This window comes from Limimaricola pyoseonensis, from assembly GCF_900102015.1.
Taxonomy (GTDB): domain Bacteria; phylum Pseudomonadota; class Alphaproteobacteria; order Rhodobacterales; family Rhodobacteraceae; genus Limimaricola; species Limimaricola pyoseonensis.
The window spans coordinates 20,218-32,837 of the sequence record NZ_FNAT01000002.1 but is presented as its reverse complement, the minus strand read 5'-3'; the positions used below and the strand labels follow the sequence as shown (position 1 = coordinate 32,837).

Genomic DNA, 12,620 nt, shown 5'->3' with positions numbered 1-12,620 from the left:
ACGGGGCCCTCCCCCTCCTGCCACGCCATTCCAAAGGAGATTCCGAAATGGCCATGAAGATCCGGCTCGCCCGCGGCGGTTCCAAGAAGCGCCCGCACTACTCGATCGTCGCCGCCGATTCGCGCATGCCGCGCGACGGCCGCTTCCTCGAGAAGCTCGGCACCTACAACCCGCTGCTTCCCAAGGACAGCGAGGACCGCGTGAAGATGAACGTCGAGCGCGTCCAGGAGTGGATCGCCAAGGGCGCCCAGCCGACCGACCGCGTCTCGCGCATGCTCGAGGCCGCCGGCGTGATCGAGAAGAAGACCCGCTCCAACCCGAAGAAGGGCGAGCCGGGCAAGGCCGCCAAGGAGCGCGCCGAGAAGAAGGCCGCCCGCGAGGCCGCCCCGGCCGACGAGTCGGCCGAGTGAACCCCTCCGGCCCGGAGCGGCCCGGCGCCTTCGCGCCCGGCTTCCGGGCCGATCTCGCACGGCTGATGGACGAGCGGCGCGACGTGCGCCGCTTCCGCACCGACGCGGTGGACGAGGCAGCGCTGACGCGCTGCCTCGACGCGTTTCTGACCGCCCCTTCCGTGGGGCTGTCGGAGCCCTGGCGGGTGATCCGGGTGGAAAGCCCCGCCGCCCGCGCCGCGGCCCTCGCCAATTTCGAGGACGCCAACGCCGCCGCGCTCGCAGACCAGTCGGACGACCGCGCGGCGCTCTATGCCCGGCTCAAGCTCTCGGGGATGCGCGACGCGCCGGTACAGCTTGCCGTCTGGTGCGACGAGAGCACCGAGAAGGGCCACGGCCTCGGCGCCGCGACCATGCCCGAGATGCGCCGCTACTCCGTCGTCGCCGCCATCGTGCAGTTCTGGCTGACCGCGCGGGCCGAGGGGCTGGGCGCGGGCTGGGTGTCGATCCTCGACCCCGAGCGGCTGGCGCGCGATCTCGACGTGCCGGAGGGCTGGGCGCTGGTCGGCTATCTCTGCGTCGGCTGGCCCGAGCGGCTCGACCGCCGGCCCGAGCTGGAGATCGAGGGCTGGGAGAGCCGCCGCGGCCACCTGCCGGTCGAGACCCGCTAGCCCCTTGCCAAGCCCGCGCGCCCGGTGTTCCAAGACAGGCGCAAACGAGGAGGTCACGCCATGGGCGACAGCATCATCGTCGGACGTCTCGCCGGGGCCTTCGGGGTCCGCGGCGAAGTGCGGCTCAAGAGCTTCTGCGCCGAGCCGGAGGCGATCGCCGACTACGTGCCGCTGACCACCGCCGAGGGCCGCGAGTTCCGGCAGGTAGTGATCACCGGCCAGACCTCTGGCGCGCTGACCGCGCGGATCGACGGCATCACCTCCAAGGAGGAGGCCGACGCGCTGAAGAACACCGACCTGCTGGCGCCGCGCGACCGCCTGCCCGCCCTGCCCGACGACGAGTTCTACCACGCCGACCTGATCGGCCTGCCGGTCTTCGACACCGGCGGCGCGGCGCTGGGGCGGGTGAAGTCGGTGCTCAATCACGGCGCGGGGGACCTGCTGGAGGTGCTGCCGCCCCGCGCCTCGGCCACGGTGCTTCTGCCCTTCACCCGCGAGGCGGTGCCGACGGTCGACATCGCGGCCGGCCGCATCGTCGCCGACCCGCCCGAGGGGCTGTTCCCGGGCTGAGGCGCCACCGCGGCGGGAAAGCCACGCCCCCGGCACCGCCGCAGGCGGTGTCGGAACTGCCCTTTCGGCAAGGTGTTGGGTCGGCAAGAGGCCGGAGCGGTCCGGCCGCAACCGAAAGGCCCGACCCATGATCGAATGGATTCTCATCCTTCTCGCCATCGCCGCCGTTGCCGGTCTGCTCGGCATGAACCGGATCTCCGGCGCCGCGCTGACCGGGGCGAAATGGCTCGCCATCATCGCGCTGGTGCTGTTCCTGCTGGTGCTGTTCGGGGTGATCGCCATCGCGGCGTGACGCCGCGCGCCATGCGCCGATGCGGGCCGCCGGTTCTTCCCCGGCGGCCCGCTTTGCTTTAAGGCCCCTCGCCATGAGCGACACCCCTTCCCCGTCCCGCGCCGCCGGCCGCCTCAGCGCCCGCCCCTCGGCGCAGCCGCGCGAGTTGATGACCGACGCGCCCGACCTCGCCGGCGTCTGGACCGCGCAGGTCATCACCCTGTTCCCGCAGGCCTTCCCCGGCGTGCTGGGCGAAAGCCTGACCGGACGCGCGCTGAAGGACGGGCTGTGGCAGCTGCAGCCGATCGATCTGCGCCCTTATGGCGAGGGCCGGCACCGCAATGTCGACGACACGCCCGCGGGCGGCGGCGCCGGCATGGTGCTGCGCGCCGACATCGTCGGCCGCGCCATCGAGGACGCCAAGGCGCGTGCCAAGGGCGTGACGCCGGTGATCTACCTCTCGCCTCGCGGCCGCCGGCTCGACCAGCCGCTGGCGCGCGAGCTGGCGCAGGCCGACGGGGTGATCCTGCTCTGCGGCCGCTTCGAGGGCGTGGACGAGCGGGTGCTCGAGGAGCACGAGGTGCTCGAGGTCTCGCTGGGGGATTTCGTCCTGACCGGCGGCGAGATCGCCGCGCAGGCCTTGATCGACGCCACGGTGCGCCTTATACCGCGCGTGCTCGGGAATCAGGCTTCGACCGAGGAGGAGTCGTTCTCCGACGGTCTGCTCGAACACCCGCAGTACACCAAGCCCGCGGTCTGGAAGGGTCGCGCGATCCCCGAGGTTCTTCTCTCGGGTCATCACGCGAAGATCACCGGCTGGCGGCGGGAGATGGCCGAAAGGCTGACGAAGGAACGGCGACCTGATCTCTGGCGGGCGTATCGCGCAAGGCACGATGCGGACCCGGATGAAGACCGAGAGCTCTGAGGCGCAACCAAACTTCGCGGAACAACCGCGAGCAATCAAGGAGTGACAGGCATGGACCTGATCGCACAGCTCGAGGCGGAACAGATCGCCTCGCTGGGAAAGACCATTCCCGACTTCAAGGCCGGTGACACCGTGCGCGTCGGCTACAAGGTGACCGAGGGCACCCGCACCCGCGTGCAGATGTACGAAGGCGTCTGCATCAGCCGCAAGAACGGCCAGGGCATCGCCGGCTCGTTCACCGTGCGCAAGATCTCGTTCGGCGAGGGCGTCGAGCGCGTCTTCCCGCTGTATTCGACCAACATCGATTCGATCGAGGTGGTGCGTCGCGGCCGCGTCCGTCGCGCGAAGCTCTACTACCTGCGTTCGCGCCGCGGCAAGTCGGCCCGGATCGCCGAGGACAGCAACTACAAGCCCAAGGCCGACACGGCCGCGGCCAAGGCCTGAGGAGCGCCGACATGAAAGCGGACATCCATCCCGACTACCACTTCATCGACGTCAAGCTGACCGACGGCACCGTGGTCAAGATGAAGTCGACCTGGGGCAAGGAAGGCGAGCAGCTCTCGCTCGACATCGACCCCTCCGTGCACCCGGCCTGGACCGGCGGCTCGTCCCGCCTGATGGACACCGGCGGCCGCGTGTCGAAGTTCAAGAACAAGTACGCCGGCCTCGGCTTCTGAGCCAAGCGCCGCGCGACGACAGAAACGCCGCCCCTCGGGGCGGCGTTTTTCGTTCCGGGCCCTGCGACTCGCGGCGCCGGACCCGGACAGGCCCTGCCGCAATCGCGCGGTTTCGCCCCGATTTCGCCGCAATTGGCCCCGTGGCGTCAGGATGGCCCGCCCCCTGCCCCCCGGTTTTCGTGCACACCGTGCGACAATCCCGCGACACCGGAGAATTTGTCGTGACGTTGCCGACAGTCCGCACCTTTTTCTTCCCAGAGGCGTTTGTCGTCGGTACGAAGGATCAAATGTGTCATTTCGGAGGCTTTTTGATGCACGGGGCGGACAAGGCGGCTTTCGACAACTCGGCGCATCTCATCGACCACACCGAGATGATGCGGATCCTCGGGCGCATCCCGCCGGTGGAGACCGGCGCGGGGCGCCCCGAAAATGCCACATTCGGCCGCGGCGCCTACAGCCGCCACCAGAGCGCGCCGCGGGCGCGGGTGGTGCGCGACGCCGACGCGGTGGGCTTCGACTTCGCCGCGCGCCGGCCCAAGACGCAGCGTCGGGTCTGGGCGCTCATTCCCAACGCCACGCTGATCGGCGAGGCCGTGACCGAGGGGCGCGGCCCGGAGCTGGTGGCGCAGTGGGACGAGCTGACCCGCACCGCGCCCTGGTCGACGCTGGCCGCCGCCTACGGCGCGGCGCACGAGGCCCGGCCCGGCGGCGCGGTCGAGGCGCATCACCGCGCCAAGGCCGCGAGCGGCGGCTTCGACATCGTGCCGGCCGACCGCGCGATCGAGCTGCGCGACAAGCTGCTGGCCGCCTCGACCCCCGGCGGCTGCGTCGATTTCGACCTCTGAACCCGTCCCGACGCCGGACATGAAAACGCCGCCCCCGAGGGGGCGGCGTTTCGCGTTCTTCGCAGCTCAGGCGGCTCAGGCGGCCTTGCGCGGCGCGCGGCGGCGCCGGTTCGGGCGGCCGGGCTTCGCGGCGCCCTCGGGCTTGCCGCCGCCCCCGCCGCCGCCACGGCGGTTGCCGCCGCCGCGGCCCGGCTTCTTCTCGGGCGCGACCGGGTCCCAGCGGGAACCCGACGCGACCGGGATCGCCGCCTTCATCACCTTCTCGATGTCCTTCAGCTCGCCCATCTCGTCGGGCGCGCACAGCGCCACCGCCCGGCCGTCGGCCCCGGCCCGCGCGGTGCGGCCGATGCGGTGCACGTAGTTCTCGGGCACGTTCGGCAGCTCGTAGTTGTAGACGTGGCGCACGTCGGGGATGTCGAGGCCGCGCGCGGCCACGTCGGTCGCCACCAGCACCCGCACCTTGCCTTCGCGGAACTCGCGGATCGCCCGCTCGCGCTGGCCCTGGCTCTTGTTGCCGTGGATCGCGGCGGCGGCGAAGCCCTTGGCCTGCAGCTGGCGCGACAGCTTTTCCATGCCGTGCTTGGTGCGGCCGAAGACCAGCGCCAGCTCGTCGCGATGCGCGTCGAGAAGCTCGGTCAGAAGGTCGGACTTGGCGGCCTTGGCGACGAAGTGGATCGACTGGTCGATCTTGTCGGCAGCCTTGCCCGGCGGGTTGACCTGCACGCGCACGGCGTCGGTGAGGAAGGCCTTGGAGAGCTCCTCCATCTGCTTCGGCATGGTAGCCGAGAACAGCATGGTCTGCCGGTCCTTGGGCAGCAGCGGCGCGATCCGGCGCAGCGCGTGGATGAAGCCCAGATCGAGCATCTGGTCGGCCTCGTCGAGCACCAGGAACTCGGTCTTCGACAGGTCGATCGCGCGGCGGTCGAGCAGGTCGATCAGCCGGCCCGGCGTGGCGACGAGCAGCGAGCAGCCGTTCTCCATGCGCTTGATCTGGCCGTTGATCCCGGCGCCGCCCACGACCAGCACGGTCTTGAGGTGGCTGCCCTGGGTGTAGGCGGTGAGGTTGTCGGCGATCTGCTTGGCGAGCTCGCGCGTGGGCGCGAGCACCAGCGCGCGCGCCGCGCGCGGCCCGGGCTTGCCGCCCGACTTCAGCAGCCGGTCGATCATCGGCAGGCCGAAGGCGGCGGTCTTGCCGGTGCCGGTCTGCGCGAGACCCATCACGTCGCGGCCGTTCATGGCGTGCGGGATCGCCTGGGTCTGGATCGGGGTCGGGTCGGTGATGCCCTGCTCGGCGAGGGCGGAAACGAGACGGGGCGCGAGCCCCAGCATGTCGAAATCCATGTGCATCCTTGTAAGCGGCGCGCGTGATCGCGGGCCGCGGCATGGGGCGCCTCGCCCGCGACAGCGGGCGGACGGTCGGGTTGCGCCCTTGCGCTCACGCGGGGCCGAATGCCCACGCGCCGACAGGACGCGGCCCCTTGCGTGAAATGGGAACCTCGGGATCCGAAGCGGTGCGGACGCCGGCGCGGGAAGGCGGGGGCGGCGCGGCTGCTCACGCGGGCCATGCGCATCCGGATCTCAGCCGCAGATGGACCCGAAAGCCGCATCTGTCAATGGGCGCGGCCCCGCAACCCGCGCGGGACTTGCACGGGGCTGCGCCATACCCTACCCCGAAGGGCAAGGCGGGAGCGGCCCGAAGCGGCCGGAGGGACGGAACACGTGGCGCATATCATCGTGGTCGGCAACGAGAAGGGCGGTGCGGGCAAGTCCACCGTGGCGATGCACATCGCCACCGCGCTGGCCCGGATGGGCCACAAGATCGGCACGCTCGACCTCGACCTGCGGCAGAAATCGCTGGCGCGCTACATCGAGAACCGCCGCCGCTACTGCGAACGGGCCGAGCTGAGCCTGCCGATCCCCGACCATGTCGACCTGCCCGAGATCGACGCCAGCGCCCTCTCTCCGGGCGAAAACGCCTCCGACCACCGGCTGTCGATGGCGGTGGCGGGGCTCGAGCCCGATTGCGACTTCATCCTGATCGACTGCCCCGGCAACCACACGCGGCTGAGCCAGGTCGCGCATTCGCTGGCCGACACGCTGGTGACGCCGCTCAACGACAGCTTCGTCGATTTCGACCTGCTGGCGCGGATCGACAATGACGGCGAGACGATCCTCGGCCCCTCGGTCTATTCCGAGATGGTCTGGAGCGCGCGCCAGCTCAGGGCGCAGGCCGGGCTGCCGCCGATCGACTGGATCGTGCTGCGCAACCGGCTCGGGGCGCAGCAGATGGTCAACAAGGCCAAGATGGAAAGCGCGCTGGCGCGGCTCTCGGAGCGGATCGGCTTCCGGCCCGCGCCGGGCTTCAACGAGCGGGTGATCTTCCGGGAGCTGTTCCCGCGCGGTCTGACGCTTCTGGATCTGCGCGACGTCGGCGTCGACAAGCTCAACATCTCCAACCTCGCGGCGCGGCAGGAGCTGCGCGAGCTGGTGAAGGCGCTACAGCTGCCCGGCGTCGAGGTGGAGTTCTGAGCGTGGAGATCCGCGACGCCCGGCCCGGCGACGCCAAGGCGCTCTGCGCCGTGATCAACCCGCATATCGCGGCCGGCGGCAGCACCGCGCATCGCCGCCCCTTCGACGCGGCGTGGATGCTCGAACACTACGTCGCGCCGCCGCAGATCGTCTGCTGCACCGTCGCCGAGGAGGCGGGCCGCGTGCTCGGCTTCCAGAGCCTCGTTCTGGCCGACGACCCCGACGACCCGCTGCCCGAGGGCTGGGCGGTGATCGCGAGCTTCGTGGCCGAGGGCCAGGGCGGGCGCGGCATCGGCCGGGCGATGTTCGAACATACCGGCGCGGCGGCCCGTGCCGCCGGCGTCACGGCGATCGACGCGACGATCCGCGCCGACAACGCGGCCGGGCTGCGCTACTACGCGGGCCTCGGCTTCACGGATTGGGACCGGCTGGTCGGCGTGCCGCTGGGCGACGGCCGGCCGGTGGACCGCATCCGCAAGAAGTTCGTTTTCTGAGACCACGCCACCGGGACAGGAGGACCGCATGTCGAAGAGCGTCGCGCGCGTGGAACGCGCCGCAAGCGAGGCCGGGGTCGAGATCGAGATCCTGCGCATGCCCGTCTCGGCCCGCAGCGCCGCGCAGGCGGCCGAGGCCTGCGATTGCGACGTGGCGCAGATCGCCAAGTCGATGATCTTCGAAGGCGTGGAGAGCGGCGCGCTGAAGCTGATCCTCGTCAACGGCGCGCAGGACGTGCCGCTCGACCGGGCCCAGGCGCTGTTCGGCGAGGAACTGCGCCGGGCCGACGCCAAGCGCGTGCGCGCCGAGACCGGCTTCGCCATCGGCGGCGTCGCCCCGATCGGGCATCTGAACCCGGTCGAGACATGGATGGATGCGCGGCTTCTGAGCTTCGGCCATGTCTGGGCCGCGGCGGGCGCGCCCGAAACGGTGTTCCGCATCGCGCCCGACCTGCTGCGCGAGACGACCCGAGCGCGGCTCTTCGAGATCCCGGGCGTCGCCGCCACCGGCTGAGCGGCCACGGCAGCGCCCGAAACCCGCGCTCAGGCGCCGACGATCTTGCCGCCGTTCGGGTGCAGCGTCTGGCCGGTGAAGTAGTTGCCGTCCGACGAGGCGAGGAACAGGTAGGCCGTCGCCACCTCCCAGGGCTGGCCGGGGCGGCCCAGCGGCGTGTTCTCGCCGAAGCCCTCGACCATGTCGTCGGGCATCGAGCCGGGGATGAAGGGCGTCCAGATCGGGCCGGGCGCCACCGCGTTCACGCGGATGCCCTTCTCGGCCAGCGCGTTCGCCATGGAGCGCGACAGCGCCAGCGTCGCGCCGCGTGTGGTCGAGTAGGTCACGAGACCGGCATTGCCTTTGAAGGCGTTGACCGAGGTGGTGTAGACGATGGCGTCGCCTTCCTTGAGATGCGGCAGCGCGGCCTGCGTGACGAACATCGGGTGCATCACGTTGCTGTCGACGGTGCGGCGCAGCCGCTCTTCCGAGATGTCCTCTAGCCCGTCGTCGAGCCATTGCTGCGCGGCGTTGACGATCAGCACGTCGAGCTTGCCGAAGCGCTCGACCGTCTTCGCGACCGCGCTCTCGCAATGCGCCTTCTGGCCGAGATCGCCGCGGATCAGCAGCGCCTCGGAGCCCTCCTCCTCGACCAGGCGCTTGGTTTCCTCGGCGTCCTTGTCCTCCTCGAGATAAGCGATGGCCACCTTCGCGCCCTCGCGCGCGAAGAGCACCGAGACGGCGCGGCCGATGCCGCTGTCGCCGCCGGTAACCAGCGCCACCTTGTCCTTGAGCTTGCCGACGCCGGGAAAGCGCGGGCGGTAGTCGGGGGCGGGGTGCATCTCGTGCTCGTCGCCGGGCATGTGGTCCTGCGACTGGCCGGGCACGTGCTTGGGTTCGCTCATGGCGGGTCTCCGTCGATTGGGGGGTCGCCGGGCCAACAAGGCCCCCGGCGGGCTTGTTCCGGCGCGGTGGCGCACAAAGCGGGCCCATGCCCCGCGCCCTTGCGCCGCAGCCCGGCAGGGAACCGCCCCGCCCGGCCCCCGTTCTTCTGCGACGGCCCAAGCAGCAGGAGACACGCCATGGATACGAGCTACGACGCCATCGTCATCGGGGGCGGCTCGGCGGGCCTGTCCTTCGCGCGTCACGCCGCAGGTCTCGGCGCCAAGGTGGCGCTGATCGAGCGCGGCAAGCTCGGCGGCACCTGCGTGAACCGGGGCTGCGTGCCCAAGAAGATGCTCTGGACCGTGGCCGACGCGCTGTGGCGCGCGGGCGGGCTGACCCGCTCGGGCCTGCTCGGCCCGACCCCGCAGGTCGACATGGAGCGGCTCTGCGCCGCACGGGCCGACAAGCTGCAATCGATCCGCGACAGCTACCGCGGGAAGCTGTCGGAAGCCGGGGTCACCGTGATCGAGGACGAGGCCGCGATGAGCGCGCCGGGCGAGGTGACGGTGCAGGGCGAGAAGCTGCACGCCCCGCGCATCGTGCTCGCGACCGGCGGCCACCCGATCCGGCCGAAGATGGAGGGCGCGGAGCTGGCCGAGACCAGCGACGACGTGCTGGAGTGGACCGCGCTGCCGGGCTCGATGGTGGTGATCGGCGGCGGCTATATCGGCTGCGAGATGGCCGCGATCCACGCGGCCCTTGGCGCGCGGGTCACGCTGGTCACCGACACCGACCGGGTGCTGACGGAGTTCTCGGAGAATGCCGCGAAGGTCGGCCAGCGCAACATGCAGGCGCAGGGCATCCGCATCATCGCCGGCTGCGCGCCCGCCGCGCTGCGCGCGGTCGAGGACGGACTCGAACTGGCGCTCGACAGCGACACCACGATCCGCGCCGAGAAGGTGGTCGCCGCCACCGGCCGCGCGCCGAACCTGGGCGTGCTGGGCGCGCTGCAGGAGCGGGTGAAGCTTTCGGACAAGGGCGTGATCGAGATCGACGAGTGCTTCGAGACCTCCCTGCCCGGCCTGCACGCGGTGGGCGACTGCGCCGACCGGCTGCCGCTGACCCCGGTGGCCGTGGCCGATGGCGAGACGCTGGCACGCCAGCTCTTCGGCGAACATCGCGATCCGGTGGCACTGCGCGACGTGGCGACGACGGCCTTCGTGCTGCCGCCGGTGGGCGAAGTGGGCCAGCCCGCGCAGGGGACGATCTTCGAGGAGGAGGAGAGCACGCCGCTCGCCGCCGGGGTGCGCGCGGACGGGCCGCAGGACTACTGGGGCTTGGGCGGCAGCGAGGCGGCCGTCACCTCGGTCTCGCTGGTCGGCGAAGGCGCGCAGGAGGCGGTGGCCTGGGCCGGGCAGATGTTGCTGCACCGCCCCGACCGGGCAAGGATGCTGCGGGCGCTGGGCGTGCATCCGACGCTGTCGGAGGCGCCGATGGGCTAGGCCCGGACAGCGCCGGTCAGACAGGCAAGGGCCGCCCCGGCATCACCGAGGCGGCCCTTCATTCGTATTGAGGATAGCCGGTCAGTCCTCGTCGGAGGATGTCTTCGTCTCGGGCGAAGCCGCATCCTCGGTCGCCTCGGCGTCCTGCGCGGCGGCCTCGTCCTCATCCTCCTGATCGACGACCTCGGCATCGGGGTCGGGTACCCAGACCGCGACGCTCTGCCAGCCGATGCCGACCACGCCCTGCTCGGCCGTGTCGCAGGCGACGGGGTCGAGCGTGGTGTCGATGGCGCGGGTCCAGCCGCCCTTGGGCAGCTTGAACTCGCAATTGTCGCCGGCGTTCAGCACCACCAGCACCTCGCGCCCCTCGGAATGCGGCACGAGCCGCATGCCGAAGCAGTCGAGATCGGGGTTCTCCCAGTCCTCGGGGCGCATCGCCCGGCCTTCCGGGTGGCGCCAAGTGACGGTCGGGGCCTCGCCGCCCGGGGCGGCGTCGGGGGCCACGGCGAATTGCAGTCGCGCCAGCCCGCCCTGCGCCTTGCGGAAGGCCATCAGGTCGGCCACGGCGCGGGTGATCTCCTCGCGGCCGTTCTCCCAGTCGAGCCAGGTGATCTCGTTGTCCTGGCAGTAGGCGTTGTTGTTGCCGCCCTGGGTCTGGCCGAACTCGTCGCCCGCCAGCAGCATCGGCACGCCCTGGCTCATCAGGAGCGTGCCGAGCATCGCCTTGACGCGCCGCACCCGGCTCGCGGTGACGGTCTCGTCGTCGGTCGGCCCCTCGATGCCCATGTTGTCGGAGAGGTTGTTGGAATGGCCGTCCTTGTTGTCCTCGCCATTCGCCTCGTTGTGCTTGTCGTTGTAGGAGACCGTGTCCCACAGCGTGAAGCCGTCATGCGCGGAGAGGAAGTTGATCGAGGAGGTCGCCGGGCGGTGCGAGTGGTTGAACTGCACCGGCGAGCCGGTCAGCCGCTCGGCCATCTTCGGCGCGAGCCCCTTGTCGCGGCGCCAGAAGGCGCGGGTGTCGTCGCGCGCCTTGTCGTTCCATTCGCGAAACGGCCAGGGGAAGCCGCCGACCTGGTAGCCGCCATCGCCCACGTCCCAGGGCTCGGCGATCAGCTTGACGGTCGAGAGCACCGGGTCCTGCCGGATCGCGGCGAAGAACGAGCCCTCGCGCTCGAAGCCCATCGCCTCGCGGCCCAGCGTCGAGGCAAGGTCGAAGCGGAAGCCGTCGACATGCATCACTTGCACCCAGTAGCGCAGCGAGTCGAGCACCATGCGCAGCACCATCGGATGCTCGACGTTGAGCGTGTTGCCGGTGCCGGTGGTGTCGAAGCTGTGGCGGCGGTTCTCGGGCGAGAGCAGGTAGTAGGACGCGTTGTCGATGCCGCGGAAGGACAGCGTCGGGCCCATCTCGTTGCCCTCGCAGGTGTGGTTATAGACCACGTCGAGGATCACCTCGATGCCCGCCGCGTGCAGCTTCTTCACGGTCTGCTTCACCTCGCGGTAGAAGCCCGTCTTCAGATAGGGCTTGTGCGGCGCGAAGAAGGACAGCGTGTTGTAGCCCCAGTAGTTCGACAGCCCCTTGTCCTGCAGGTGGCCGTCATTGGCGAAGGCGTGCACCGGCAGAAGTTCGATCGCGCTGACGCCGATCCGGGTGAGGTGGTCGATGAAGGCGTCCGAGGCGAGGCCCGTGAAGGTGCCGCGATCCTCCTCGGGCACGCCCGGATGGCGCATGGTCGCGCCCTTGGCGTGGGCCTCGTAGATCAGCCCGTTCTGCCAGCGCCGGCGCAGCGCGGCGTCGGCCTCCCAGTCGAACTCGGTGTCGACGACGACGCCCTTGGGCATGAAGGGCGCGCTGTCGCGCGGGTCGGGGCCCTGCAGGTCGTCGCCGGGCTGGGTGTAGCCGAAGATCGCCGGGTCCCAGACGAGGTCGCCCTTCAGCTCGCGCGCGTAGGGGTCGAGCAGCAGCTTGTTGGGGTTGAAGCGGTGCCCCTCCTCGGGCGCCCAGGGCCCGTAGACCCGGTAGCCGTAGACCTGGCCGGGGCCGATGTCGGGCAGGTAGCCGTGCCAGATGCCCCCCTCCATCTGCGGCATGTCGAGGCAGGCGGTCTGCACCTTGCCCTCGTCGTCGAAGAGGCACAGCTGCACCGCCGTGGCGTTGTCGGACCACAGCGCGAAATTGGTGCCGTAGCCGTCATATTGCGCGCCGAGCGAATCCGAGCGCGAGGCGGCGAGGTCGAATGTGGGCAGGTCGGGGTTCACGTCCTTGGCCATCAAGTGATCTGACTCCTGATCCGCCGCGCGGGGAGGCTGCGGCGATGAACCGGCCCAAGGCCGGGATGCGATTGGCGGAGCCCGCGGGCACAGGCGAC

At 70.8% G+C, this 12,620-nt stretch carries 15 protein-coding genes; 12 read left to right on the top strand and 3 right to left on the bottom strand.

All coding sequences use genetic code 11. The features are described from left to right. Positions 1–47: 47 nt before the first annotated feature. The 8 genes from rpsP to BLT43_RS03885 all read left to right on the top strand — a co-directional run bounded on the left by rpsP (position 48) and on the right by BLT43_RS03885 (position 4,348). Positions 48–410 carry a 30S ribosomal protein S16 gene (gene rpsP, locus BLT43_RS03920; RefSeq protein WP_090110296.1) on the top strand — a complete coding sequence of 121 codons (363 nt, stop codon included), beginning with the start codon at positions 48–50 and terminating at the stop codon, positions 408–410. Next, the gene (gene bluB, locus BLT43_RS03915; protein ID WP_090110294.1) at positions 407–1,060 is read left to right on the top strand and encodes a 5,6-dimethylbenzimidazole synthase; all 654 of its coding nucleotides are present in this window, start codon (positions 407–409) and stop codon (positions 1,058–1,060) included. Before rpsP ends, bluB begins: the two co-directional genes overlap by 4 nt. A gap of 60 nt (positions 1,061–1,120) precedes the next feature. Beyond that, entirely contained in the window at positions 1,121–1,630 is a 510-nt protein-coding gene (gene rimM / locus BLT43_RS03910; RefSeq protein ID WP_090110292.1) for a ribosome maturation factor RimM, read from the top strand. A 127-nt stretch (positions 1,631–1,757) separates the two neighbouring features. Then, positions 1,758–1,922 carry a DUF1328 family protein gene (locus BLT43_RS03905; RefSeq protein ID WP_090110290.1) on the top strand — a complete coding sequence of 55 codons (165 nt, stop codon included), beginning with the start codon at positions 1,758–1,760 and terminating at the stop codon, positions 1,920–1,922. Between the two features lie 73 nt (positions 1,923–1,995). Beyond that, positions 1,996–2,826 (top strand): tRNA (guanosine(37)-N1)-methyltransferase TrmD, encoded by an 831-nt coding sequence (gene trmD / locus BLT43_RS03900; protein WP_090110289.1) that lies wholly within the window; start codon positions 1,996–1,998, stop codon positions 2,824–2,826. Between the two features lie 51 nt (positions 2,827–2,877). Continuing rightward, on the top strand, positions 2,878–3,270 hold the full coding sequence (gene rplS, locus BLT43_RS03895; RefSeq protein WP_090110287.1) for a 50S ribosomal protein L19: 393 nt from the start codon (positions 2,878–2,880) through the stop codon (positions 3,268–3,270). Between the two features lie 11 nt (positions 3,271–3,281). Beyond that, on the top strand, positions 3,282–3,503 hold the full coding sequence (gene rpmE, locus BLT43_RS03890) for a 50S ribosomal protein L31 (protein WP_090110285.1): 222 nt from the start codon (positions 3,282–3,284) through the stop codon (positions 3,501–3,503). Positions 3,504–3,814: 311 nt separating this feature from the next. Continuing rightward, positions 3,815–4,348: a hypothetical protein gene (locus BLT43_RS03885; RefSeq protein ID WP_090110283.1), complete on the top strand. Its 534-nt coding sequence runs from the start codon at positions 3,815–3,817 to the stop codon at positions 4,346–4,348. Positions 4,349–4,423: 75 nt separating this feature from the next. Here the strand turns inward: BLT43_RS03885 and BLT43_RS03880 are convergent, their stop codons facing one another. Continuing rightward, positions 4,424–5,689, bottom strand: coding sequence for a DEAD/DEAH box helicase (locus BLT43_RS03880; protein WP_090110282.1), 1,266 nt, complete (start codon positions 5,687–5,689; stop codon positions 4,424–4,426). A 378-nt stretch (positions 5,690–6,067) separates the two neighbouring features. Between BLT43_RS03880 and BLT43_RS03875 the strand changes: the two genes are divergently transcribed. The 3 genes from BLT43_RS03875 to BLT43_RS03865 are packed head-to-tail and all read left to right on the top strand — an operon-like array spanning position 6,068 to position 7,885. After that, positions 6,068–6,877: a division plane positioning ATPase MipZ gene (locus tag BLT43_RS03875; protein ID WP_090110281.1), complete on the top strand. Its 810-nt coding sequence runs from the start codon at positions 6,068–6,070 to the stop codon at positions 6,875–6,877. A 2-nt stretch (positions 6,878–6,879) separates the two neighbouring features. Then, positions 6,880–7,371 (top strand): GNAT family N-acetyltransferase, encoded by a 492-nt coding sequence (locus BLT43_RS03870; protein WP_090110280.1) that lies wholly within the window; start codon positions 6,880–6,882, stop codon positions 7,369–7,371. A gap of 28 nt (positions 7,372–7,399) precedes the next feature. Then, positions 7,400–7,885, top strand: a complete 486-nt coding sequence (locus BLT43_RS03865; RefSeq protein ID WP_090110279.1) for a YbaK/EbsC family protein — start codon at positions 7,400–7,402, stop codon at positions 7,883–7,885. A 29-nt stretch (positions 7,886–7,914) separates the two neighbouring features. Here the strand turns inward: BLT43_RS03865 and BLT43_RS03860 are convergent, their stop codons facing one another. Beyond that, positions 7,915–8,769 carry an SDR family oxidoreductase gene (locus BLT43_RS03860; RefSeq protein ID WP_090110278.1) on the bottom strand — a complete coding sequence of 285 codons (855 nt, stop codon included), beginning with the start codon at positions 8,767–8,769 and terminating at the stop codon, positions 7,915–7,917. 177 nt (positions 8,770–8,946) lie between these two features. On the opposite strand from BLT43_RS03860, the gene BLT43_RS03855 reads away from it, so the two are divergent. Next, positions 8,947–10,251 carry a dihydrolipoyl dehydrogenase family protein gene (locus BLT43_RS03855; RefSeq protein WP_090110277.1) on the top strand — a complete coding sequence of 435 codons (1,305 nt, stop codon included), beginning with the start codon at positions 8,947–8,949 and terminating at the stop codon, positions 10,249–10,251. An 81-nt stretch (positions 10,252–10,332) separates the two neighbouring features. Here the strand turns inward: BLT43_RS03855 and glgX are convergent, their stop codons facing one another. Then, positions 10,333–12,522 (bottom strand): glycogen debranching protein GlgX, encoded by a 2,190-nt coding sequence (gene glgX / locus BLT43_RS03850; protein WP_090110276.1) that lies wholly within the window; start codon positions 12,520–12,522, stop codon positions 10,333–10,335. Positions 12,523–12,620: the final 98 nt, after the last annotated feature.